The following is a 25,113-nucleotide window of genomic DNA, read 5'->3' on the forward strand; positions in this document are numbered from 1 at the left end:
TTACTTTCATTATTGCAACGAAGCTAAACTAGCTTTAATCGTTTCAATTTTTGCTAATGTATCTGATTCTTTTTTACGTTCTAAAGTAATTACTTTTTCTGGTGCATTACTTACAAAACGCTCGTTAGATAACTTCTTTTGGATTCCTGTTAAGAAACCTTCCGCTCTTTTTAACTCCGCATTTAGTTTAGTTATTTCTGCTTCTACATCAATGGTATCTAATGAAATTGGAACAAAATATTCATTTGACTTCACACGGAAAGATGCTGCTCCTTCAACTTTATCAGAAACATAACTAATTTCTGAAGCATTTGTTAACTTTTGAATTACTACATCAAACTCTTTAGTGAAGTTTTCGTTATTTACAACTGATAACTCTATAGCATCTTTAAACGAAATATTTTTGTTCTTTCTAATCGTTCTAATTCCAGAAACTACACCTGTAGCAAACTCAAAATTAGTAATCAACTCTTCATTTGTATCTCCTACAGTTGGATATTTAGCTATAATTAGTGCATCTTCAGGAGCTCTTTCAATAATGTGTTGCCATATCTCTTCTGTTAAGAAAGGCATAAATGGATGTAATACTTTTAAGTTATTCTCTAATACTTCTATTACAGCCTTATAGGTTTTTGCATCAATTGGTTGTTGGTATCCTGGCTTTACAATTTCTAATAACCATGATGAAAAATCATCTGTAATTAACTTATAAATTGCCATTAATGCATCTGACAAACGATACTTACTAAAGTGATCTTCTATTTCTAACAACACTTTATTAAACTTAGCTTCATACCAAGCTAATCCTATTTTAGCTGTCTCTGGTTGCGCTAAACTTTCATCTATTACCCAACCTTTAATCAAACGGAAGGTATTCCAAATTTTATTTGCAAACCCTTTTCCTTGTTGGCATAAATCTTCATCAAACAATAAATCGTTTCCAGCCGCTGCACTTAATAACAGCCCTACACGAACTCCGTCAGCTCCAAAATCTTCAATTAGCTTTAAAGCATCTGGTGAGTTCCCTAAAGATTTACTCATTTTTCTACGTTGTTTGTCGCGTACTAACCCTGTTAGGTATACATTTTCAAACGGACGCTCATCTTTGTACTCATATCCAGCAATAATCATACGTGCTACCCAGAAGAATAAAATATCTGGTCCGGTAACTAAATCGTTGGTTGGGTAATAATACTTGATTTCTTCATTCTCAGGATTACGAATTCCGTCAAAAACATTCATTGGCCATAACCAAGCAGAGAACCATGTATCTACTACATCTGATTCTTGTTTTAAGTCAGAAGCAGTTAATGATGTATTCCCTGTTTTTTCTTGAGCTAATTTTACTGCATCTTCAATTTTCTCTGCAACTACAAAATCTTCTTTTCCGTCTCCAAAGTAGAAAGCAGGAATTTGTTGCCCCCACCATAACTGACGAGAAATATTCCAATCACGAATATTTTCCATCCAATGACGGTAAGTGTTTTCAAACTTTTTTGGGAATAACTTCACCTCTCTATCTTCACCTAAAACAGCTTCAATAGCTGGCTTTACTAGCTCTTCCATTTTTAAGAACCATTGATCTGATAATCTTGGTTCAATTACTGCTTTAGTTCTTTCAGATGTACCAACTTTGTTAGTATGAACTTCTGTTTTAACTAAAAATCCTTTTTCTTCTAACTCTTTGGTAATTTCTTTACGAACCACAAAACGATCTTTTCCTTCATAATGTAAACCAAAAGAATTTAAACTAGCATCTTCATTAAAGATATCTATTACCTCTAAGTTGTGCTTATCTCCTAAAGCTTTATCATTTTCATCGTGTGCAGGAGTTACTTTTAAACACCCTGTACCAAACTCAACATCTACATATTCATCTTCAATAATTGGGATTTCTCTATTACAAAGAGGAACAATAGCTTTCTTACCTTTTAAATGAGTAAAACGTTCATCGTTTGGGTTGATACAAATAGCAGTATCTCCTAAAATAGTTTCAGGACGTGTTGTTGCTATAATTACTTTTTCATCAGAGTCAACAATATCATATTGTAAGTAATATAAGTTCCCTTGACGCTCTTCATAAATAACCTCTTCATCAGAAAGTGTAGTTTTAGCCTCTGGATCCCAGTTTACCATACGATATCCTCGATAGATGTAACCTTTATTATATAAGTCTACAAATACTTTAATTACTGATTCTGACAAGGCTGGATCCATTGTAAAAGCTGTACGCTCCCAATCACAAGAGGCTCCTAACTTTTTTAATTGATCTAAAATAATACCACCGTATTCATTTTTCCATTCCCAAGCATGTGCCAAGAATTCTTCACGAGTTAAATCATTTTTATCAATACCTTGTTCTTTTAACTTCGCTACTACTTTCGCTTCTGTAGCAATTGAAGCATGATCGGTACCTGGAACCCAACATGCATTTTTTCCTTGCAAACGGGCACGACGAATTAACACATCTTGAATAGTATTATTTAACATATGTCCCATATGCAATACTCCTGTAACGTTTGGCGGCGGTATAACAATTGTATAGGGTTCGCGTTCATCTACTTCTGAATGAAAGTAATTGTGCTTCATCCAGTAATCGTACCATTTTCCTTCTACTTCTTTAGAATTATATTTTGATGGAATATTCATATGTTATGTGTATCTTTATGGTTAATAATTTAACATTTTTTAACCTTTGGCATTGTTTTTGAAATTCGATTAGCAAAAATACAACTATCTATGAGGTACAGAAAATTAGAGGTTGTTTTTTTAGAACTTAAAGAAATAATACTAAATTTGTAGCGGTTAATACCCTAAAAAATTAATTTTTAACATTATGAGAACAATTTTATCATTTATCGCTGTTTGCTTTATCACCTTAACAGTAAGCGCTCAAGAATTTAAATTTGAAACTGAAACTATTGACTATGGAAAAATAGCTTATGGGTCTGAAGGAAAACGCGTATTTGAATTTACAAACGTAGGTGAAGCTCCTATTATAATTAAGGATATCGTATCTCCTTGTGGATGTACAGTACCTACTAAACCTGAAGAACCAATTATGCCAGGTAAAAAAGGACAAATTGAAGTTTCTTATGACACTAAAAGATTAGGTGGTTTCTCTAAAACTTTAACTGTTATTTCAAATGCTAAAAACAAAAGAAAAAGAGTTAAAATTAAAGGATTCATTGTAAAGGATGCTACTCCTGCCAAAGAGAAAAGTACAGTAAGCGATAGCTAAAAACTTACTTTATATATAAAAAAAAGCTCAACTTAAGTTGAGCTTTTTTTTATATCCTTTGTTCAAGTTTAAACATAAATTTAAGCCTAACTCCTACTCTCTCAACCTCTATTCTTATTTTTTTTCCTGGTTTTGTATGAAACATGTCTATAATTTCATTTAAATGATATTCATGTGCCGCCTTTCCATTAATTCTCTTTATTACATCTCCAACTTGAAGACCTGCTTTAAAAGCAGGTGAGTTTTCTACTACTTTATCTATTTTGTACTTAGGCTTAAAGCGATAAAAGAAAGTACTAACTAAAGAAATTACATTACTCTTTTGTGTTTGATTATCTGAACCATAAGCATCTTCAAACTTAGTCGCTCCTTTTTCTTTTATTAACTCTTGTCCGTCATATACTATATGTAAGCCACTCATATTGTAATAAAAACCTTTATTTAATGAAGCATTCTTTTTTAGCACGACTCTTTTATTAGGATAATCAAGCCATACCTTAAAACGTTTTAAAATTCCTCCTCCAATACTACCATTTCTTTCTTTAAATTGTCTAGCATTAAAAGTTGATGAAGAATCTAAAAAAGATACTGTTGGTTCCCTTATTTTAAACTTCCCTATAGAAACTTTAGGAACTCTACTCCTGTTCCCATAAATAGTACCACTGAAACCTTCTCCAATTATATCTTTAAAAAATTTTTTAGGCGTTTTTAACTCCTCTTTTGTCCCTTCAAACAACCAAACAGCATCACTACCACCTGTATCAATCAATAATTTTACTGGTAACATTGTATTAGCTACTGTATCAACTTGTACCTTAACATCTATATAAGGTTTATTTCTGTAAAACTGCAAAGGAAAACTTTCACATTTATTACATACATTCAAGTTATATGTTTTAGGATTATAAAAATCTATTCGTTTATTTACATAATTAATTTTAACTATTACGTCTTTCAATAAATCATACCCTATAATTCCATGAATGGTTGTACCCATTTTAGCAGAAATATCAAAAGCATCTTTTAAAACGACATATAATCCTTGATTAGAGCTAGCAATGTTTTTAATTCTAAAATTATTACCTCTAGAGAACAAGGCTTCTACTGGTTCTCCACTACCCAAACCTCTTATAAACACCTTTTTTACATTATTTAAACCTACACTATCTTTAGATGTTAAATTGAATAAGATTGTTTTATTTACACCCGTATCTAAAATAAATGATAACTGATGTCCATTAATTTCTAAGGGAATGACTACTAAATTATTAATTAATTGAAATCTTAAAGATTGTTTATCAGTTTCCTTGCCTAAAAACTGAAAATTTTGTTGAGTAAAGGCAGGCACGCTAAAAAAAAGCGCAAAAAAGTATAGTAATAATCTATTCAAAAGAACTTATTTTATGGTTATACTCTTAAAGATACAATCTTCATTTTAGAAATTCTGATTTTTATGATTTTTTTAACCGTTTTTTTTCCAATAAACATCCTGATACTCTCAAATATATTTCGCAATTTTGCTTTTCAAACAACTAATTTATTTTAAAAATGCCATCAATTTCTAGTAAAGGAAATGCCATGCCTCAATCACCAATACGTAAATTGGTTCCTTTTGCTGAGGCTGCTAAAAAGAACGGAACAAAAGTTTATCATTTAAACATTGGTCAACCTGATATTAAAACACCACAAGTTGCTTTAGATGCTGTAAAAAACAATACTATTGAAGTATTATCATACGCTAGATCTGAAGGTTCTGAAGAGTACAGAACTAAACTTGCTAATTACTATGCTAAAAATGATATTCATGTAACTGCAAATAATATTATTGCTACTACTGGAGGATCTGAAGCTTTGTTATTTAGTATTGGTAGTATTACTGATCCAGGAGATGAAATAATTATACCTGAGCCTTTTTATGCTAACTATAATGGTTTTTCTACTGCTTCAGGTGTGAAAGTAGTTCCTGTTATTTCTAAAATTGAAAATAATTTTGCCTTACCTGCAATTGAAGATTTTGAGAAGTTAATTACTCCTAAAACAAAGGCTATCTTAATTTGTAACCCTGGGAATCCTACTGGATACTTATACAGTAAAGAGGAAATTGAAAAGCTAAAACAAATTGTGTTAAAACACGATTTATTTTTAATTGCTGATGAAGTATATCGTGAGTTTACGTACGATGGTGAAAAACATAACTCAGTTATGGCTTTTGAAGGACTAGAGCAAAATGCTATTATGATTGATTCTGTTTCGAAACGTTATAGTATGTGTGGTGCAAGAATTGGTTGTATAGTTTCTAAAAACGAAGAGTTTATAAATACAGCTCTTAAGTTTGCACAAGCGCGTTTAAGCCCACCAACGTATGCTTTAATTGCCAGTGAAGCTGCTTTAGACACGCCTCAAAGTTATTTTGATGAAGTTATAGAAGAGTATGAAGATCGTAGAAATACGTTAATCACTGAATTACAAAAAATAGACGGTGTAAAAGTTGCTAATCCTAAAGGTGCTTTTTACTGTGTTGTTGAATTGCCAGTTAAAGATACTGATGATTTTGCGCAATGGATTTTAGAAAAATTTAGTGATAATAACGAAACAGTAATGGTAGCTCCTGCAAGTGGATTCTACTCTACCGAAGGGGAAGGAAAAAACCAAGTGCGTATAGCCTATGTTTTAAACAAAGCGGACTTAAAACGTTCAGTTGAGATATTAAAAATCGCTTTAGAAAAATACAATAGTTAATTGAATATTCAAGAAAACATATCTTTAAAAGAATACAACACGTTTGGTATTGATGTAAATGCCAAACGTTTTGTTTCTATTACTTCAGTATACCAATTACAACAACTTTTAAAAGAGGAAAAAGACATTTTTTTAATTTCTGGCGGTAGTAACATGTTACTTACCAAAGATATTGAAGCCTTAGTTGTACATATTAATTTTAAAGGAATTTCAATAGATCAACAAAACCATAACGATGTCTACATAACTGTAAATGCTGGCGAGAATTGGCATGAGTTCGTATTATGGTGTGTTTCTCTAAATTATGGCGGCTTAGAAAACTTATCGCTTATTCCTGGAAATGTAGGTACTTGCCCTATTCAAAATATTGGAGCTTACGGAGTCGAAGTAAAAGATACTATAACTAAAGTAGAAGCTATTGAAATAAAAACAGGAAAGCTCGTTTCTTTTTCTGCTGAAGAATGCCAGTTTGGATATAGAAATTCTATTTTTAAAAACGAAGCTAAAGGAAAGTATATATTAACTTCTGTTAGTTTTAAATTAACTAAAAACAATCATAAGCTTAATACTTCTTACGGAGCAATAGAATCTGAACTATCTTCAAAAGGAATAACAAATCCAACCATTAAAGATATTTCTGATGCTGTTATTGCTATTCGTCAATCTAAATTACCCGACCCAAAAGAGATTGGTAATAGCGGAAGTTTCTTTAAAAACCCAGTAATTTCTAAAGAACATTTTGAAAAACTTCAAAAAAAATATCCAAACATTCCTAGTTATGTGATTTCAGATACCGAAATTAAAGTCCCTGCTGGTTGGCTAATTGAACAAAGTGGCTTTAAAGGAAAGCGTTTCGGTAACTTCGGGGTTCATGAAAAACAAGCCCTAGTTTTAGTAAATTATGGAGATGCCTCAGGAAAAGAAATTTATGAATTAGCGCAAAAAATTCAACATACTATTAAAGATACATTTGATATTAATCTTGAAATAGAAGTTAATATTATTCAATAAAAAAAGGAGCGTAGTAGTTACGCTCCTTTATATTTCTACACCTATTTTTTCTATTCTTTTTCAAACAAAGCTTTATAAATTAAACCTCCTACAATTGCTCCTGCAATAGGCGCTACCCAAAACAACCATACCTGCGACAAATAACCTCCGCCAGCAAATAATGCTTGACTCATAGAACGTGCTGGATTAACAGATGTATTGGTTATAGGAATGCTAATTAAATGAATTAAAGTTAGCCCTAAACCAATTGCAATTGGTGCAAAACCTTTCGGAGCATTTTTATGAATACTTCCTAAAATAATTAGTAAGAAAAACATAGTTAACAAAAACTCAGCTATAAAAGCGGCTGTTAAATTATAACCGCCAGGAGATAACTCTCCATAACCATTAGCTGCAAAGCCCCCAAGTGTTTCAAATCCGTCGTTATCTGTTACTATTAAATATAAAAAAGTAGCTGCTAATACAGCACCTACTAATTGTGATACAATATATGGTACTACTTCTTTAGCTGTATGATTTCCGCCAACCCAAAGCCCAATAGTAACTGCGGGGTTAAAATGACCTCCAGAAATGTGCCCTACAGCATATGCCATTGTTAATACTGTTAAACCAAATGCTAAGGCGACTCCCGCAAAACCTATTCCTAGTTCAGGGAAACCAGCTGCAAAAATTGCACTACCACAACCTCCAAAAACTAACCAAAATGTTCCGAAGAATTCAGCAAAATATTTTTTCATATCCATGTTTTTAAATTAATTGATTATATAACATAAGACACTCCAACAGATAAAAGTCACAACTTTATAAATCTCTCTTTATTCTATATAGAAAAACTGGAAGTTTGTATCTTTGCAGTACAAAACAATACATCATGAAATTAATTTTTGTTACCATAGGATTATTAGCTTTAGCATTTGCTGGAATTGCCATTAAAATTTGGGCAAAAAAAGACGGAGAGTTTGCTGGTACTTGTGCTAGTCAAAACCCAATGTTAAACGAAAGCGGTGAAGCTTGCGGATTTTGTGGTAAAACCCCAGACCAGTTTGATACTTGTAATGAGCCTCAACATAACTAAGTAAACATCACTCAACTAACCTTTTACTTTCTTTACAACACATACTCCTACTCTACGCTACTTATGTAGCTATGGCTATGCAGATAGTGTATTAACTTATCTCTCTTGGAAAATCAGCATAAGAAAGTTTTGTTTTCTTATTACCATTTCTTGATATTTGTTTAGTATTGCTGCAAATTAGTATCTTTATATCAAATCAAATTTCGAACCTAAGCATTGGAAATAAATCAAGAAAAAGTACTTCATCACATTCAACAAGCAAAAAAAGGAAATCAGATATCTTTTAATTATTTATTAGATACTTTTTGGGGAACTGTATACGCTTTTCAACTAAAAAAAACTAAGAATGATAACGATGCTGAAGATATTACCATTCAAACTTTTTCTAAAGCTTTTGATAGAATAGATACTTTTGATGAAAGTTACCAATTTAAAACTTGGTTGATTACAATTTCTAAAAATGTATATATTGACTCTCTTCGAAAGAAAAAGTCTAGTATATACACTCAAACAACAGAAGAACAAGAAAAAGAAGTTTATGCTGTTGTTGATGATGCCCCTTCTCCTGAAGACAAAATTATTACTGAACAAAATTTAGCAAAGCTTCTAAAAGACATTAAAAAGCTAAAACCAAAGTATCAAGAAGTTATTAATCTTCGATATTTTCAAGAGTTGAGTTATAAGGAAATTTCTGAGCAAATAGGAGAACCTATGAACAATGTTAAGGTAAAGTTATTACGTGCAAAAAAATTATTAGCTGAAATAATAAAGAAATCATAAATTGCAAAACCTTTAAAATTCAGGTTTTTATGATTTTTAAATTATTTACTAACAGCTTCGAAGAACCTAAGCAGGTTTTATAGCAAACTAAACTCCTATCCCCTCAATGAAAAAATCTCTTTTAAACTTATTGGGTCCTGGAATATTATTTGCTGGAGCTGCTATAGGTGTTTCTCATTTAGTACAATCTACCAGAGCTGGTGCCGATTTTGGTTTTGGTTTACTTTGGGCACTTCTTCTAGTACATATTATTAAGTATCCTTTTTTTCAATTTGGTCCTCGATATGCTACAGCAACCGGTGAAACACTGTTAGACGGCTATAAAAAACTAGGTAAAGGAGTCTTAGTAAGTTATTTTATCTTAAACCTTGCTACCATGTTTACCATTCAAGCAGCAGTTACCATTGTTACAGCTAGTTTAGCTTCTAACCTTTTTGGTATTTCTCTTGATTTAGTTACATGGTCAGTATTAATTATGCTCGTTAGCATTGTTTTTTTGGGTATTGGTAAGTACAAGTTTTTAGATAACTTAATGAAGTATATTATTGCTATTTTAACCATTAGCACCATAGTAGCTGTAAACATTGCTTTATTTAAAACTGATAAAGGTTTTAGTTTTCAACAAATAGTACCAAGCGGAACTGCCCAAGTTACTTTTTTAATTGCCTTTTTAGGATGGATGCCAGCTCCGTTAGATATTTCTATTTGGCACTCATTATGGTCGGTAGAAAAAGATAAAACTACTTTTGTAAAAATTAAACCCAAGCAAGCTATTTTTGATTTTAATATTGGATATATTGGAGCTTTATTTTTAGGGGTTTGTTTCGTTATGCTAGGAGCATTGGTAATGTATCAATCTGGGGAATCATTCTCTAGTAAAGGAACTGTTTTTGCTTCTCAATTAATTAATTTATACACTAAAAACTTAGGAGAGTTTTCTTCTGTGTTTATTGGAGTAGCAGCTTTTACTACTATGTTTAGCACTACCATTACAACGTTAGATGCTTCACCTAGAGCCATGGAAAAATCTTCTTTTTTACTTTTTTCAAAAAAAATAAAACTAGGGTATTGGTTTTGGTTGATATTGTTAACACTTGGAACTTCTGTTATTCTATATTACTTTTTAAGTGATATGGTTTTTCTTGTAAGAATAGCTACAGTTTTATCTTTTTTAACAGCTCCTTTTTATGCTATTCTCAACTATATATTAATTACTGGTAAACACACTCCTAAAAAATACAGACCAAGTATAGGGTTACGTATTTTGAGTCTTATAGGTATTGTTTTTTTGTTCGGATTTAGTATTTGGTTTTTACTTAGTTTATAAATCTTTTCTTCGTAAATTTGCAGTTCAATTTTTATGGAATGGCAAACGAAACTTTAGCAACACCAGAAAGAACGAAAAAACCAAAATGGTTACGTGTAAAATTACCTGTAGGAAAAAAATACACGGAACTAAGAGGACTAGTTGATAAATATAAACTGAACACCATTTGTACTAGCGGAAGTTGTCCTAATATGGGAGAATGCTGGGGAGAAGGTACTGCTACCTTTATGATTTTAGGTAACACCTGTACACGCTCTTGTGGATTTTGTGGTGTTAAAACAGGACGTCCAGATACTGTTGAATGGGATGAACCTGAAAAAGTAGCTCGTTCTATTAAATTAATGAATATTAAGCATGCTGTAATCACTTCGGTTGACCGTGATGACTTGAAAGATGGAGGTTCTATTATTTGGTCTGAAACAGTACAAGCTATTCGTAGAGCAAATCCTAATACCACTTTAGAAACTCTAATCCCTGACTTTCAAGGAAACGAAAAATTAATAGATCGAATCATTGAAGTAGCACCTGAAGTAGTTTCTCATAATATGGAAACAGTACGCCGTTTAACTCGTGAAGTTCGTATTCAAGCAAAATATGATCGTAGTTTAGGTGTTTTAAAATACCTAAAAGAAAACGGAATGCGTACTAAATCTGGAATTATGCTTGGTTTAGGAGAAACAGAAGATGAAGTAATACAAACTATGAAAGATTTACGTGGTGTTGGATTAGATGTTATTACTATCGGACAATATTTACAACCTAGTAAAAAACACTTACCTGTTAAGGAATTCATAACTCCTGAACAGTTCAAAAAATACGAAACATTAGGATTAGAAATGGGCTTTATGTATGTAGAAAGCGGTGCTTTAGTACGTTCTTCATATAAAGCACATAAACACGCTAGCTAACCTTAAATTAAAATATCCTTAACTTTTTAACGGTTTAACGTTAAAAAAATGTCAAATAATTAAAAATTAAATAAAGTACGCCTTTTTATTTATAATTTTGGCACAGATATTGGAAACAACAATACCGTAAGCAAGTAACATTGTTTTCATTGTGTAAATTATTTGAATTAGTTGATTAACAAAGAAGCCCGCTCAATTGAGCGGGCTTCCTGTTTTTATATTTATAATAAAGCTACTTAAATAGCTCTAATAATATCATATTTAGTAATGATATGATGTTTACCGTTTTCTAAATCAACTAATACAGCTTGGTTCTCTTTATTAATTAACTTTGAAACCTCATCAATAGAAGCTGATTTTTTAACTGTAGGGTATGCTTTACCCATTACATCTTTAATAGGCTTTTCTGCTATGTTTTTATCTTCTAAATAACTATGTAACAATGCTGATTCGTCTACAGAACCTACAAATCCATTTGCATCTCTTACAGGAATTTGTGATATTTTAAATGCACGCATTCTTTCAATAGCATGAGATACTAATTCTTCTGTTTGAACAGTTACTAGTGGTTTATCTATATGATCTTTAATTAAATCTTCCGCAGTAGTAATTTCTTCTTCTAAAAAGCCTCTATCACGCATCCAATCGTCATTAAACATTTTTCCTACATAACGACTTCCATGATCGTGGAATAACACTACTACTACATCATCTGGTTTAAACTCATCTTTTAATTGTAACAATCCTTTAATTGCTGATCCAGCAGAATTACCTACAAAAATACCTTCTTCCTTAGCTATTCTACGGGTGTAAATAGCAGCATCTTTATCGGTTACCTTTGTAAATCCATCAATTAAAGAAAAATCAACATTCTTAGGTAAAATATCTTCACCAATACCTTCAGTGATATATGGGTAGATTTCATTCTCATCAAAAATACCTGTTTCGTGGTATTTTTTGAATACAGATCCGTACGTATCTACTCCCCAAATTTTAATATTCGGATTCTTTTCTTTTAAAAACTTAGCTGTACCTGAAACAGTTCCTCCTGTTCCTACTCCAACTACAAAATGTGTGATTTTACCATCTGTTTGTTCCCAAATTTCTGGTCCAGTTTGCTCGTAATGTGCTTGTGCATTTGACGGATTGTCATATTGATTTACATACCAAGAGTTTGGTGTTTCTTCACCTAAACGTTTAGAAACAGAATAGTATGAACGAGGATCATCTGGTTCTACATTCGTCGGACAAACAACTACCTCTGCCCCTACTGCACGTAGAATATCCATTTTCTCTTTAGATTGCTTATCTGAGATTACAAAAATACATTTGTACCCTTTTACAATAGCTGCTAATGCTAATCCCATCCCTGTATTTCCTGAAGTACCTTCAATAATGGTACCTCCTGGCTTTAAACGACCATCTGCTTCGGCATCTTCAATCATTTTAAGTGCCATACGGTCTTTTACAGAGTTTCCTGGATTAAACGTTTCTACCTTAGCTAATACTAAAGCATCTACTTCTTTTGTTACTGAGTTTAACTGAACTAAAGGTGTGTTACCAATAGTTTCTAATATATTTTTTGCGTACTTCATATCTAATTAATGTTATGCAAAACTAAGCAAATCGAATGGATTTTGAAGGGCGGATTTTTGTGATGATGTATGAAGGAACAATTAGCATTAAAAAACACAATGCTAACGTACCTACATTCAACAATAAAATTGCTAAGAAATTAATATCTACAGGCATTGTTGACACATAATAGGTTTCAGGATCTAGACTTATTAACTTCGTATATTTCTGAGTTAAGAGAATACTAAGCCCAATAAGATTTCCCCAGAACAACCCTTTTAAAATTAAGTAAGAAGCATTGTATAAAAATATTTTTCGAATACTCCAATTTACACTTCCTAATGCTTTTAAAATACCGACCATTTGTACACGCTCTAAAATAAGCACTAACAATGCTGTTACCATATTTATTCCTGCAACTAAGACCATGATTCCGATAATAAACCACACGTTATTATCTAGTAGTTTTAGCCACTCAAAAATAGCAGGATAATTACTTACAATTGTAATACTATTTAAGGTTGCACCAATACTTGTATACACTTCATCTCCTTTTTCTTTAAGCTTATCATAATCATCAATCAATACTTCAAAACCTCCTATTTCATTATCTTTCCAACGATTAATTTTTTGTACTTCTCTTAAATCTCCCAACAACATAATCTTATCAAACTGTTCAAATCCTGTATTATATATTCCTACAATAATTGGCTTTCTAGACTTAAACTTCAAACTACTATTTTCAGCTCCAAACCAAGTTTGAATTGTATCATTTACTTTAAAATGTAATCGGTTTGCTATGGATTCTGAAATTAGAATTTCTCTATTTCTATCTTGCGAAAAATCTGGTAAACGACCTTCTACTAAACATTCGTTAAAAAAAGTAAAGTCATAATCAGCAGTAACACCTTTAAAAATAATTCCTTCAAAATCAGTTGGAGTTCTTATAATTCCTCCTACATTGGCAAAAGGTTGTACTTTTTTTATGCCTTCAATATTTTTAAATTCTGGATAAAACTCTTGGTTAATATCAATAGGAACTGTGGAAACATCTGAATTATTATTATCATAATTTACAATTTGAATATGCCCTTTAAAACCCGTCATTTTATCACGTACTTTCTTCTGAAATCCTGAGGTAATTGATACCGCTATCAACATAATAGCTACCCCAAGAGCAATGGCAATGGTAGCAATGGTTATGATAGGTGATGAAATACTGCTTTTATACTGTTTTCCAGCAATGATTCGTTTTGCTATGAATAGTTCGAAGTTCAAATGTTTTCTTTTTTACAAAACCAAAAGTAACTAATTCTTATCTAAAGAAAGAGAAGAATACCTAGGTTTTAATTCTTTAACTTTTATTATTCTTAAAAAATAGAAATCTGTACCTTTATGTTTTAATTTTTTATAGATGAAGCTTTCTTTTAATTACGTTTTTTTACTTTTTTTAGTATTCAGTTTTCAATTTTCTTCTTGTGCACAACAGCAAAAAAAATCTACTGCTAAAGAAGCTATAAAACAAGAAGAACCAAAAACAATAAAAACGGGTGCTGATAGAACAGACCAATACCTTCCTCTTTTAAAAAATAAAAATATAGCCATTGTTGCAAATCAAACTTCGGTTTTACAAGTATTACAACGAGCTGAAGTTTCACCCAATATTATGGGATCTAAACAAGTAACACATCATTTGGTAGATTACCTCCATAACTACGAAGAGATTAACGTACAAAAAGTTTTTGCTCCTGAACATGGCTTTAGAGGAAAAGCGGATGCTGGTGAAGCGATTGCTGATGGAAAGGATATAAAAACGGGGATTCCAATTATTTCTTTATACGGAAAAAATAAAAAACCTTCTCCTGAGCAACTCAAAGGAATTGATGTTGTAGTTTTTGATATTCAAGATGTGGGCGCGCGTTTTTACACCTATATTTCTACGTTACATTATGTGATGGAAGCTTGTGCTGAGGCAAATATTCCTGTGATTTTATTAGATAGACCTAATCCTAACGGACATTATATTGACGGACCTGTTTTAGAACCTGAACACAAAAGTTTTGTAGGTATGCATCCTGTTCCTATTGTATATGGAATGACGATTGGGGAATACGGACAAATGATTAACAGTGAACAATGGTTAGCTAACGACTTAAAATGTAATTTAACTGTTATTCCGTTAGAAAATTACACACATCAATCAACATATAGCTTACCTGTAAAACCATCTCCTAACTTACCAAACGATGTTTCGATAAACTTATACCCTAGTTTGTGTTTTTTTGAAGGAACTATCGTATCTGCTGGAAGAGGAACCGACAAACAGTTTCAAGTGTATGGTTCACCTTTTTTAGAAAAATCTGACTTTAGCTTTACACCACAGTCCAACGAAGGAGCAAAACATCCAAAACATAAAGAAAAGATGTGTTTTGGAGAAGATTTAAGCGCTTCAGAACGTTTAGCTAACTTAAACCTTAGCTGGTTATTAAAAGCTTATCAACAATCTCCTAAAAAAGATTTTTTCAATTCTTTTTTCATCAAATTAGCAGGTACTAAAAAGCTACAACAACAAATTGAACAAGGGCTTTCAGAAAAAGAAATTAAAGCAAGCTGGCAACAAGGTTTAAATGATTTTAAAAAAATACGTGAGCAGTATTTAATTTATGAATAACACTAATTTAATACTCCTTTCAGTATTATTGGCACATAGATAGTAATTCTAAAAACAAAGATGGGAACATATACTCGAAAAACTCCATTAAAGGAAGATTGCCCTATGGAAAAGACTCTTAACATTATCTCTGGAAAATGGAAAATTGCAGTTCTTTGTGAACTTAATAGAGGTGATTGTAGATTAACAGATTTAGAAAAGTATAACCCTGAAGCTTCAAAAAGAAGTTTAACAAAAATACTAAAAGAGTTGGTTGATGATGGAATTATTAAAAAGACAGACTTTAATGTTTACCCTAAAAAAGTTGTTTACTCTTTAACTTCTAGAGGAATAGATTTAATCTCTGTATTAAAAAGTTTAGACGAATTCGGAAAAAAAATATAAATTTTTCTAAAAAAATAAGGGGCAAATTTGCCCCTTATTGTCCTCATACTACCTAACTAATACTTTTGTCGTCAAACTTATTTTTATTATGGACAGAAGAACCTTAGGTAACATACTTATCATCACACTTATTATCCTTTTAGGAACAGGATTACTACTATATTTCACTCCTTTTGAAAAGAGGGTTGCATCTCTACATACTTTCTTTGCTTTGCTATTTATTTTAGCAATGGTGCTTCATATAGTTAACAATAAATTACCCTTAAAAAACTATATAATTGGAAAGAGAGTTTCTAACCTGAAAAAACTACAAGCTCCATTTATACTCATATTTTTCACTCTTATTTGCTCTTTAATTTATTTTGAAAACCCTTTGTTTAATACCGTATATAACTGGGGAAATCAACTCAGAAATGAGCAACTTGGAAAAACAGAAGAGACTTTTGATTATCAAATTATAGAGTTGAATAAAACCATAGGAAATCACAAAATAAGTATCGAACTAAAAAAAGGGAACGCTTTTCAATATCCTTTATTTGCAGTTTGGGTCGAAGATTCTATAGGAAACTATATTGAAACCCTTTACATATCTAGGGTAATCTCATCAAGCACTTTTGATTATGGGAAAAAAGTTAATGACACTTGGCAACCAGCAAAAATCAGACGCCCCGAAGCTTTACCTTATTGGTCTCATAAAAGAGGGGTCATAGAATCTGATGGCCTTTTTATTCCTTTAAATGGTTCTCCTGATTTAGATGCGGTTTCTGGAGCTACTCCAACAGGAAATTTTATCATCAAATCTAAAAGTGATTTAAATCGTCTTTCAAATTACAAAGTTTTAATAGAGATTAATCAATCTTATGATTGGAACGAATATTATACTAAAAACAAATTTCCTGACGATAAAATATATTCTGGATCTGGGCAAGTAGGGCAACCGTCTTTAATTTATGCTACTGAAATTACCGAAAAAACAACTCATCAAATAATGAATTTAATTGGTCACGGACATCATTCAGGAAAAGATGGAAAGCTTTATACAGATGTATCAAATATAACCACTGCTAAAAACATTGCTGAAAGAATTATCTTGACATTAGAATAATCAGCAAAGTTTAAGACCACATAATACAAAGGTTTAAAAAGTTACCAAAAGAGCATAAACATAACACCAGCTAAAATCAGTCACCAATAAACTACCCCTTTCTCTTTCATCCAATTATTTAAATAAACTTTACATCACTTATCCTTACACACCGATTGTCGGTATTCAATTCCCCAATTTGCCAATGTATCAATTAAAGGAGCTAGTGTTTTGCCATGTTCGGTAATAGTATATTCAACAGTGATGGGTTTGGTATTTTTAACCGTTCTGTTAACCAAGCGATTCATTTCTAAATCTTGCAATTCTATCGATAGCATTTTCGATCCAATTCCATCTATTTCTCTCAACAAGTCCATAAACCCTAGTTTATTGCCTTCTATCAGCGTTCCTAAAATATGGAACTTCCATTTTCCAGATAATACACTCATTGCATCACTTATTGCTTGCATTCTAACCTGACAAATAGGTGTGTTGTTAATTACTGATTTTTTCACTGATGTAAACTCTATAATTTATTGTTTAAACACTAAGGTAGTTTCCTAGAGGAAAGTACTTTCCTTTAGGAAACTCATGCCAAATATACTAGTTATCTATCATAGTTTTGTTTTATAAAACAATTGTAAAACAAATAAGAACATGGTTAAAAATATTAATGTACTAATAGTATTTATTGCCTTGTTGAATCTTGCTGCTTGCAAAGGACAGTCAAAAACAAACAACATGAACGAACAAACATCGAACACAAATCCGCTTTTATGCGATCCACAAACAGGAATGTGTGAAGTAGCAAATGATAGTACCGAAAACTCTATTGTAAAAAAAGACCAACCTAACGAAAACAAGATAAAGGTGGTTTACTTTACTGATCCTATCTGTTCTTCTTGTTGGGCTATAGAACCACAATTAAGAAAGTTAAAACTTGAATATGGACAAAATCTGGAAATTGATTATAGAATGGGAGGTTTATTACCTGATTGGAGTTATAACAGTGGAGGAATAAACAAACCTTCAGACGTTGCTCATCATTGGGACGAAGTTAGCGTTTACTACGATATGCCTATAGATGGTGATGTATGGTTAGAAGATCCTTTAGATTCTTCTTATCCTCCTTCAATTGCTTTTAAAGCTGCTCAGTTACAAGATAAAGACAAAGCTATTTTGTTTTTAAGGGAACTGCGAGAAATGGTATTCTTAAAAAAGAAAAACATTGCTAAATGGGAGCACATGGCTACTGCTGCAAAAAATGTGGGGTTTGATGTTGATGTATTAAAAACTGACTATGAAGGAAAAGCTAGATTATTATTTGAAGAAGATTTAAAATTAGCAAGAGCTTATAGAGTAAGAGGTTTTCCTACAATGTATTTTGAAGACAATTCTGGTAACCAAGAAATCGTATACGGTTCTAAAGCGTATGCTTTCTATGAAATGGCTATTTTAAAAATTCAACCTACAATTTCTAAAAGTGAATATGCTAAGGACTGGAAAACTTTATTCGATAAATATAATTCACTAACTGTTAGAGAGTATTCAGAATTATCTGGGATTCCTAGAATACAAAGTGAACAATTATTAAATGACCTCATGAAAAAGGGATATTTAGAAAAAATTGCTACTAAAAATGGTGCTATGTGGGAGGTTAAAAAAATATAACTCCTAGCACTGAACATAAGCAATAGCAATGCCCCCCAGATGAATGATGTTTTATTTTAAAACCACATCATTAATTCCGCTATTGCTTATGTATAAAACCTCTAACGAAACATTAAACTTTCCTGTTTTAGAGTTAATATTTCTATATTTGGGCTATGGAAAATAAGTCTTTATAAGACTACTCTAAATTGCTATACATTGAAAAACATTATCTTTATTACTCTGCTATTAATTAGCGGCTTTTCGTTTGCTCAATTTCCTTTTGAAAAACTTCCTTCTACAGAATATAAAGAATATGAGAACTGGAAGCTTTACGATTGGTTAGACACAAAAAAGACGATACATCACACACTTACTATTGACTCTTTTTTTGATAATGAAGAAAGTTTAACAGTTCAATTAACCTCTTTACTTACTTATTTCGAAAACACTTCAACTATTCGCTTATTTCGTAATAAGAAAGAAATATGCAAATTTCCAGAAAGCATATTATTTTCGACAATAAATACAGGGCACGATCCTATTTACATTGGAGATATAAATGGTGATGGTCTGGAAGACATAAAAATGATAGTTCCGTATATGGGTAATGGTATTGCAGCAATGAATGTTAGAGTAATATACTTATTTCAAACACAAGACTCTACCTTCCATAAGATTTCTTTTACTGATAAAATGGATACTATTCGACCAGAATACGATTTTGATGGAGACGGAAACCATGAGATTCTTACAATGGCCTTAACTAATTATAGTAATCATAATTATTGGACATTTAATATTTTCGAGTACAAAGAAGGTAAATTAAAAAACGTTAATAATAAAGCTAATTATCCTATTATGGTACAATTTCTTAATAAAAAGAACTATACAATCACCAATAAAATTAAAAGAGAAGAAATGAAAAAATTCTCTTTAAATCTTCCTAAGGACTATGAGAGTAAATAAGAACTTTCTATAAAAAACCTTGCTCTTTCATCCACTTATTCGAATAAATTTTATTCATATAACGAGAACCATGATCTGGTAAAATTACTACTACTACACTATTTTCATCAAAAAAGTCATTGTTAGCATATTGTTGCGTAGCTTGTAAAGCTGCTCCTGAAGTATACCCTGCGAAAATTCCTTCTGCTTTTACTAACTCTCTGGCCTTTAAAGCAGCTTCTTTATCTGATACTTTTTCGTAAACGTCTACCACATCAAAATCTGTAGAAGTAGGTATTAAGTTCTTTCCTAATCCTTCTATCTTGTACGGACTGATTTCATTTGCATCAAACTCACCAGTTTCATGATACTTTTTAATTACAGATCCCATAGCATCTACTCCAAGAATCTGTATATCTGGATTTTGCTCTTTTAAATATCTTGCAGTTCCAGAAATTGTACCTCCTGTTCCGCTAGCAGCCACTACATGTGTTACTTTTCCATCGGTTTGTTCCCAAATTTCTGGTCCTGTACTCTTGTAATGAGCTTCAATATTCAACTCATTAAAATACTGGTTGATATAAATAGACCCTGGATTTTCTCTATGCAATCGTTTAGCTACTTCGTAATAAGAACGAGGATCGTCTGGAGTAACATTTGCAGGACATACATGCACTTCTGCCCCCATTGACTTTAACATGTCAATTTTATCTTGAGAAGACTTATCGCTTACTGCTAAAATACAACGATAACCTTTTACGATACTTATCATTGCCAATGAAAAACCTGTGTTACCAGAGGTTGTTTCTACAATAATATCTCCTTCTTTTACTATTCCTTTTTGTTCTGCCGTTTCTATGATATGCAACGCAATTCTATCTTTAGCAGAGTGCCCAGGATTAAAAGCTTCAACTTTTGCATAATATGTACCCGGTAAATCTTGGGTAATTCTATGCAGTTGAATCATGGGGGTTTGACCTACTAAATCTATTATTGAATTGGTTATACCTTGATGTCTCTTCATTATAGTCTTTAAATAAGAAAAAGTGTCATTACGAAAATTAGACACGAAAAATCTGTTGAGATTGTTCGTTGCTTTCGCAATGACACTTACACTCAATCGAGCGCAAAAATATAATTATTTTTTTAACTTACCTTCTAACATTAAAAAGAACGTATATTCTTCTGCAGTTTCTTTTAATGCATCGAACCTTCCTGAAGCTCCTCCATGGCCTGTTTCCATATTAGTATGTAAGAATAACATATTGTTATCAGTTTTTAACTCACGTAACTTCGCAACCCATTTTGCTGGCTCCCAGTACTGTACTTGACTATCATGTAAACCTGTAGTTACCAACATATTTGGATATGCTTTTGCTTCTACTTGATCGTACGGAGAATATGACTTAATATAATCGTAATATTCTTTATCATTAGGATTTCCCCATTCGTCATATTCACCTGTAGTTAATGGAATACTATCATCTAACATCGTAGAAATTACATCTACAAATGGTACTGCAGCAATTATTCCATTATACAATTCAGGATTCATATTAATGATAGCTCCCATTAGTAGTCCTCCAGCAGAACCTCCCATTGCATACAAATGTTCTGGAGATGTATATCCTTGATCAATTAAATACTTAGAACAGTCAATGAAATCGGTAAATGTATTTTTCTTATTCAACATTTTACCATCTTCGTACCATTCACGTCCTAAATACTGACTTCCTCTAATATGCGCTAATGCATATACAAATCCACGATCTAATAAACTTAAACGTGTTGTTGAAAATCCGTCATTAATAGTATATCCGTAAGAACCATATGCATATTGTAAAATTGGTGTGCCTTTATCAAGCTTAGTATCTTTATGATGTACAATTGACAACGCTACTTTTTTACCATCACGTGCAGGTACCCAAATACGCTTACTTACATAATTGTTTTTATCAAACTTTCCTCCTAAAACTTCTTGTTCTTTTTTAATCTCTTTTGATCTGTCTCTCATATTGAAATCAATCACAGAGCTTGGAGTTGTCATTGAGTTATACGAGTAACGGATTACCTCAGTATCAAATTCTGGATTTCCATATACTCCTGCTGAGTAAGTTTCTTCATCAAAAGGCAAATAATAGTCTTCTGCTCCATCCCATCGTTTGATACGGATTTTATTTAACCCTTCATTTCTTTCTTCTAAAACTAAATAATCTTTAAAAATTGAGAAGTCTTCAAATAACGTATCTTCTCTATGTGGAATTACATCTACCCAATTTTCTTTTCCTGGCTTACCTACAGGAGTTTTCATCAACTTAAAATTGGTTGCTCCGTCCTTATTGGTTTTAATGTAAAAATGATCTCCGTAGTGTGCTACTTCATATTCTAAATCACGCTCTCGAGGTTGAATTATTTGTAATTCTCCATCAGGATTATTAGCATCTAATACGTGGTACTCAGTTGAAACCGTACTATACGAACCTATTATGATATAATCTTTAGATTTTGATTTGGTAACAAAAGCTCCAAAAGTATCATCTTTTTCCTCATATACTAATTCATCTAAAGATGCGTCTGAACCTAAAGCATGTTTGTAAATCTTTGAAGAACGTAAGGTTACAGGATCTTTTTTAGCATAAAACAATGTTTTATTATCATTAGCCCAAACCGAACCTCCAGTGGTATTCTCAATAATATCTTTGTAAACTTTACCAGTTTCTAAATTTTTAATTCTGATAAAATATTGTCTACGACTTACGGTATCTGTAGCAAAAGCAACCATCTTATTGTCAGTAGACACATTTAGCCCTCCTAACTGAAAATAATCATACCCTTTAGCTTCTTTATTCACATTGAACATGATTTCCTCTTCAGCCTCTAAAGTTTCTTTTTTACGGCTATAAATTGGGTATTGCTGTCCTTTTTCATAACGTGTAATGTAAAAGTATCCATCTTTTTTATATGGTACTGACTCATCATCTTCTTTTATACGACCTTTCATTTCTTGAAATAACTCTTCTTGAAACTCTTTGGTTTCTTTCGTCATTTCTTCATAATAAGCATTTTCTGCATTTAAATAATCGTATACTTTTTGGGTTTGTTCATCTTTAACTTTAGCATTCTTTTGCTCATCGGTTAAACGCATCCAAAAGTAATCATCGGTACGAACATCTCCATGTTTCTCTAACTTAGTCGGTTGCTTTTCAGCAACTGGGGCTTTGATATCTTTATTCATTTCTTGTTTTTTGCAAGAACCAAAAATAAGACTAAAAAACAAAGCCAGTAGCATTATTTTTTTCATTTTTGAAATTGGTATATATTTCTTGTTAAAATACTATTTTTGTTGTTAAGTAAAACATAAAAACTGTACAACAATGTTTGGAGATATTTCTGGAATGATGGGGAAATTACAAGAAGCCCAACAAAAAGTAGAAGAGACAAAAAAGCGATTAGATACTGTTTTAATTGATGAAACAATTGCTGGAGGAAACGTTAAAGTTACAGTAACTGCTAATCGTGAAGTTAAAGCTATTACAGTAGATGAATCTTTATTAGAAGACAAAGAAGAATTAGAAGACTATTTAATCTTAGCGCTAAACAAAGCATTAAAACGTGCTGGTGAAATTAACGAACAAGAGTTGGCTGTTGCTGCTAAAAGCGGAATGCCTAATATTCCTGGAATGGATATGTTCAAATAATAACTTATGCCTTTACAATTAGAAGATTATATGCTACCCTGCTTAAACAAAAAATTCTTTGGAGTGGATTGTTTAGGTTGTGGTATTCAACGTGCTTTAAGTTTAGTTTTCCATGGTGAGTTTATAGCTGCTTTTAAAATGTATCCTGCTATATATACTTTACTACTGTTAGCTATTGCTGTTAGTATTAACTTCTTCTACAAAGTAAAATATGCTCAAAAAATAATCAGTATATTGGCTATTATTAATATAATTATCATTGTGAGTAGTTATGTTATAAAAATGAATCAATTAATTTAAACTTTAGAAAAACTATGGAAAAACAAAAACTACCAAATTCAACTACTGCATTAGTTTTAGGTATATGCTCTATTGTAACTTGCTGTTGTTATGGAGTTATTGGGCTACCTTTAGGAATTATTGCTTTAGTTTTAGGTAACAAAGCTATTAAATTGAATAACGAAAACCCTGATATGTATGAGGGAGTAAAAAATGCTAATACAGGGAAAATACTTGGTATTGTTGGTATTATATTAAACGTTATTTTTATAGCTTACATTATTTGGATTATTTCAATGATAGGAATGGATGCATTAGGAAATCCAGAATTATTACAAGAAAGATTACAAGAACTACAATAATTCTACATCAATAAAAAATAAAAGAGCGACCAAAACGGTCGCTTTTTTCATATCATTCCTTTAGCTTTAAACTCAAGGTATTTATTAATTACATTTACGGATAAATGTTGCGGCTTGGTTAAAATAGCATGCACAGCATTTTTCTCTAGTTCTTTTATCATCAAACGTTTTTCGTAAGCATATTTCTCTGCAATGGTTTTGTGATATACACTTTGTAAGTCTTCTGCATTTTCAGTGATTAAAGTGTCTAACTCAGTATTTTCGAAGAAAACGGTTACTAACAAATGTTTTTTAGCTATTGCTTTTAAATACGGTAATTGTCGTTTTAAGGCAGATATATGTTCAAAATTAGTATATAAAATCAACAAACTACGTTGATTTATTTTTCGTTTGATGTTTGCATACAACAATGCAAAATTAGCATCTGAAAAGTCGGTAGTTATGTTATACAACTCTTCGTTGATGACCGATAAATTTGTTTTCTTATTACTTGCTGCTACTATCTTTTCAACCTTTTTGGAAAAGGTAATCATTCCTGCTTTATCATTTTTTAATAAAGCTATGTTTGAAAAAGCTAACGTTGAGTTAATGGCATAGTCTAGTAACTTTAATCCTTCAAAAGGCATTTTCATTACACGTCCTAAGTCTATTATAGAGTAAATAGGTTGCGATTTCTCATCTTGATATTGATTCACCATCAACTCTGCTCTTTTAGCAGTTGCTTTCCAGTTTATGGTACGTACATCATCACCAGGAATGTAGTTTTTTATCTGCTCAAACTCCATTGTATGCCCTATTCGTCGTATCTTCTTCATTCCAAATTCCGTTAAGTTATTGTGCATTGCCAAAAACTCGTATTTTTTCATTTGTATGTACGACGGGTATACTTTCACACTTTCTTCCGCAGAAAAGGAATATCGTTTAGAAAACATCTGCAAAAAAGAAGACACAAATACGTTTACTCTTCCAAATTTGTACTCTCCTCTTTCAACAGGCCTTACATTGTATGTATAAGTAGACTTCTCCCCAGACTTCAAAGACATTGCATGTTCAAAATCTCTTTTTTGGAATTGAGCAGGTAATTCATCAATCAACGAAATAAAAACTTGAAACGGATAGTTGTTTTCAAGCGTAATTGCTATTTCATTATCATCAGAGTTCGACAGTTTTTCTGATGCAATTCTTTTTGCTGAAAACCCGTTTTTAAATCGATATAAAATGAGCACATCAACACACATCGCTATCACAAATAACCATACTAACATCCATGTTGCTGAATACAACGCAGGAAGCCAAAACGACACTAAAAATAATGCCGAAATTACGCTTATATAGATAAAAAAGCGATTATGTACATATAACGATTTAAAGAATTGAATCA

Annotated in this window: 24 protein-coding genes; 15 read left to right on the plus strand and 9 right to left on the minus strand. The window is 31.8% G+C overall.

All coding sequences use genetic code 11. The annotated features are described in order from the left end of the window. Positions 1 to 9: 9 nt before the first annotated feature. The gene (locus tag LCI24_RS14615; RefSeq protein WP_274641039.1) at positions 10 to 2,649 is read right to left on the minus strand and encodes a valine--tRNA ligase; all 2,640 of its coding nucleotides are present in this window, start codon (positions 2,647 to 2,649) and stop codon (positions 10 to 12) included. Between the two features lie 187 nt (positions 2,650 to 2,836). On the opposite strand from LCI24_RS14615, the gene LCI24_RS14620 reads away from it, so the two are divergent. Then, on the plus strand, positions 2,837 to 3,241 hold the full coding sequence (locus tag LCI24_RS14620; RefSeq protein WP_047789497.1) for a DUF1573 domain-containing protein: 405 nt from the start codon (positions 2,837 to 2,839) through the stop codon (positions 3,239 to 3,241). A gap of 49 nt (positions 3,242 to 3,290) precedes the next feature. Here the strand turns inward: LCI24_RS14620 and LCI24_RS14625 are convergent, their stop codons facing one another. Further along, positions 3,291 to 4,631 carry a retropepsin-like aspartic protease gene (locus LCI24_RS14625; protein ID WP_274641040.1) on the minus strand — a complete coding sequence of 447 codons (1,341 nt, stop codon included), beginning with the start codon at positions 4,629 to 4,631 and terminating at the stop codon, positions 3,291 to 3,293. Positions 4,632 to 4,789: 158 nt separating this feature from the next. On the opposite strand from LCI24_RS14625, the gene LCI24_RS14630 reads away from it, so the two are divergent. Continuing rightward, positions 4,790 to 5,980 carry a pyridoxal phosphate-dependent aminotransferase gene (locus LCI24_RS14630; protein ID WP_274641041.1) on the plus strand — a complete coding sequence of 397 codons (1,191 nt, stop codon included), beginning with the start codon at positions 4,790 to 4,792 and terminating at the stop codon, positions 5,978 to 5,980. Next, a complete protein-coding gene (gene murB / locus LCI24_RS14635) occupies positions 5,981 to 6,991 on the plus strand; it encodes a UDP-N-acetylmuramate dehydrogenase (protein WP_274641042.1) in 1,011 nt (336 codons plus the stop codon). A gap of 50 nt (positions 6,992 to 7,041) precedes the next feature. Here murB and aqpZ read toward each other — a convergent pair whose 3' ends face one another. After that, on the minus strand, positions 7,042 to 7,728 hold the full coding sequence (gene aqpZ, locus LCI24_RS14640) for an aquaporin Z (protein ID WP_274641043.1): 687 nt from the start codon (positions 7,726 to 7,728) through the stop codon (positions 7,042 to 7,044). A 134-nt stretch (positions 7,729 to 7,862) separates the two neighbouring features. Here aqpZ and LCI24_RS14645 point away from each other — a divergent pair, with 134 nt between their 5' ends. The 4 genes from LCI24_RS14645 (at position 7,863) to lipA (ending at position 11,081) form a co-directional block, all read left to right on the plus strand. Beyond that, positions 7,863 to 8,066, plus strand: a complete 204-nt coding sequence (locus LCI24_RS14645) for a membrane or secreted protein (RefSeq protein ID WP_099216576.1) — start codon at positions 7,863 to 7,865, stop codon at positions 8,064 to 8,066. A 216-nt stretch (positions 8,067 to 8,282) separates the two neighbouring features. Then, a complete protein-coding gene (locus LCI24_RS14650; RefSeq protein WP_274641044.1) occupies positions 8,283 to 8,846 on the plus strand; it encodes an RNA polymerase sigma factor in 564 nt (187 codons plus the stop codon). A gap of 106 nt (positions 8,847 to 8,952) precedes the next feature. Continuing rightward, positions 8,953 to 10,173: an Nramp family divalent metal transporter gene (locus LCI24_RS14655; protein ID WP_274641045.1), complete on the plus strand. Its 1,221-nt coding sequence runs from the start codon at positions 8,953 to 8,955 to the stop codon at positions 10,171 to 10,173. A 38-nt stretch (positions 10,174 to 10,211) separates the two neighbouring features. Continuing rightward, a complete protein-coding gene (lipA, locus tag LCI24_RS14660; RefSeq protein WP_274641046.1) occupies positions 10,212 to 11,081 on the plus strand; it encodes a lipoyl synthase in 870 nt (289 codons plus the stop codon). A 236-nt stretch (positions 11,082 to 11,317) separates the two neighbouring features. Here the strand turns inward: lipA and LCI24_RS14665 are convergent, their stop codons facing one another. After that, positions 11,318 to 12,676: a pyridoxal-phosphate dependent enzyme gene (locus LCI24_RS14665; RefSeq protein WP_121147415.1), complete on the minus strand. Its 1,359-nt coding sequence runs from the start codon at positions 12,674 to 12,676 to the stop codon at positions 11,318 to 11,320. A 22-nt stretch (positions 12,677 to 12,698) separates the two neighbouring features. After that, positions 12,699 to 13,934, minus strand: coding sequence for an ABC transporter permease (locus tag LCI24_RS14670; RefSeq protein WP_274641047.1), 1,236 nt, complete (start codon positions 13,932 to 13,934; stop codon positions 12,699 to 12,701). A gap of 136 nt (positions 13,935 to 14,070) precedes the next feature. Between LCI24_RS14670 and LCI24_RS14675 the strand changes: the two genes are divergently transcribed. From LCI24_RS14675 to LCI24_RS14685, 3 genes are all read left to right on the plus strand, one after another. Beyond that, entirely contained in the window at positions 14,071 to 15,327 is a 1,257-nt protein-coding gene (locus LCI24_RS14675) for an exo-beta-N-acetylmuramidase NamZ family protein (protein ID WP_274641048.1), read from the plus strand. Between the two features lie 60 nt (positions 15,328 to 15,387). After that, complete coding sequence (locus tag LCI24_RS14680; RefSeq protein WP_274641049.1) at positions 15,388 to 15,711, plus strand: winged helix-turn-helix transcriptional regulator; 324 nt, start codon at positions 15,388 to 15,390, stop codon at positions 15,709 to 15,711. A gap of 88 nt (positions 15,712 to 15,799) precedes the next feature. Next, positions 15,800 to 16,816, plus strand: a complete 1,017-nt coding sequence (locus LCI24_RS14685) for a DUF4405 domain-containing protein (protein WP_274641050.1) — start codon at positions 15,800 to 15,802, stop codon at positions 16,814 to 16,816. Between the two features lie 134 nt (positions 16,817 to 16,950). On the opposite strand, the gene LCI24_RS14690 is transcribed toward LCI24_RS14685, so the two are convergent. Further along, on the minus strand, positions 16,951 to 17,310 hold the full coding sequence (locus LCI24_RS14690; RefSeq protein WP_274641051.1) for a winged helix-turn-helix transcriptional regulator: 360 nt from the start codon (positions 17,308 to 17,310) through the stop codon (positions 16,951 to 16,953). A gap of 226 nt (positions 17,311 to 17,536) precedes the next feature. Here LCI24_RS14690 and LCI24_RS14695 point away from each other — a divergent pair, with 226 nt between their 5' ends. Together LCI24_RS14695 and LCI24_RS14700 are read left to right on the plus strand one after the other, a co-directional pair. Continuing rightward, positions 17,537 to 18,466, plus strand: coding sequence for a DsbA family protein (locus LCI24_RS14695; protein ID WP_274641075.1), 930 nt, complete (start codon positions 17,537 to 17,539; stop codon positions 18,464 to 18,466). 198 nt (positions 18,467 to 18,664) lie between these two features. Further along, positions 18,665 to 19,414 carry an FG-GAP repeat domain-containing protein gene (locus LCI24_RS14700; protein WP_274641052.1) on the plus strand — a complete coding sequence of 250 codons (750 nt, stop codon included), beginning with the start codon at positions 18,665 to 18,667 and terminating at the stop codon, positions 19,412 to 19,414. Between the two features lie 7 nt (positions 19,415 to 19,421). Here the strand turns inward: LCI24_RS14700 and capA are convergent, their stop codons facing one another. Both capA and LCI24_RS14710 read right to left on the minus strand, forming a co-directional pair. Next, on the minus strand, positions 19,422 to 20,417 hold the full coding sequence (gene capA, locus LCI24_RS14705) for a cysteate synthase (protein ID WP_274641053.1): 996 nt from the start codon (positions 20,415 to 20,417) through the stop codon (positions 19,422 to 19,424). A 114-nt stretch (positions 20,418 to 20,531) separates the two neighbouring features. Next, positions 20,532 to 22,628 carry a S9 family peptidase gene (locus LCI24_RS14710; RefSeq protein WP_274641054.1) on the minus strand — a complete coding sequence of 699 codons (2,097 nt, stop codon included), beginning with the start codon at positions 22,626 to 22,628 and terminating at the stop codon, positions 20,532 to 20,534. Between the two features lie 139 nt (positions 22,629 to 22,767). Between LCI24_RS14710 and LCI24_RS14715 the strand changes: the two genes are divergently transcribed. From LCI24_RS14715 to LCI24_RS14725, 3 genes are read left to right on the plus strand one after another with little or no spacing between them, the layout of a single operon-like run. Next, a complete protein-coding gene (locus LCI24_RS14715) occupies positions 22,768 to 23,091 on the plus strand; it encodes a YbaB/EbfC family nucleoid-associated protein (RefSeq protein ID WP_121147422.1) in 324 nt (107 codons plus the stop codon). Positions 23,092 to 23,097: 6 nt separating this feature from the next. Then, positions 23,098 to 23,391: a DUF2752 domain-containing protein gene (locus LCI24_RS14720; RefSeq protein WP_237270938.1), complete on the plus strand. Its 294-nt coding sequence runs from the start codon at positions 23,098 to 23,100 to the stop codon at positions 23,389 to 23,391. A 14-nt stretch (positions 23,392 to 23,405) separates the two neighbouring features. Further along, positions 23,406 to 23,732: a CCC motif membrane protein gene (locus tag LCI24_RS14725; RefSeq protein ID WP_274641055.1), complete on the plus strand. Its 327-nt coding sequence runs from the start codon at positions 23,406 to 23,408 to the stop codon at positions 23,730 to 23,732. A gap of 47 nt (positions 23,733 to 23,779) precedes the next feature. Here the strand turns inward: LCI24_RS14725 and LCI24_RS14730 are convergent, their stop codons facing one another. Next, the gene (locus LCI24_RS14730; RefSeq protein ID WP_274641076.1) at positions 23,780 to 25,111 is read right to left on the minus strand and encodes a DUF58 domain-containing protein; all 1,332 of its coding nucleotides are present in this window, start codon (positions 25,109 to 25,111) and stop codon (positions 23,780 to 23,782) included. Positions 25,112 to 25,113 lie beyond the last annotated feature (2 nt).

Origin of the sequence: Tenacibaculum larymnensis (assembly GCF_028829235.1) — a bacterium.
Lineage (GTDB): Bacteria > Bacteroidota > Bacteroidia > Flavobacteriales > Flavobacteriaceae > Polaribacter > Polaribacter larymnensis.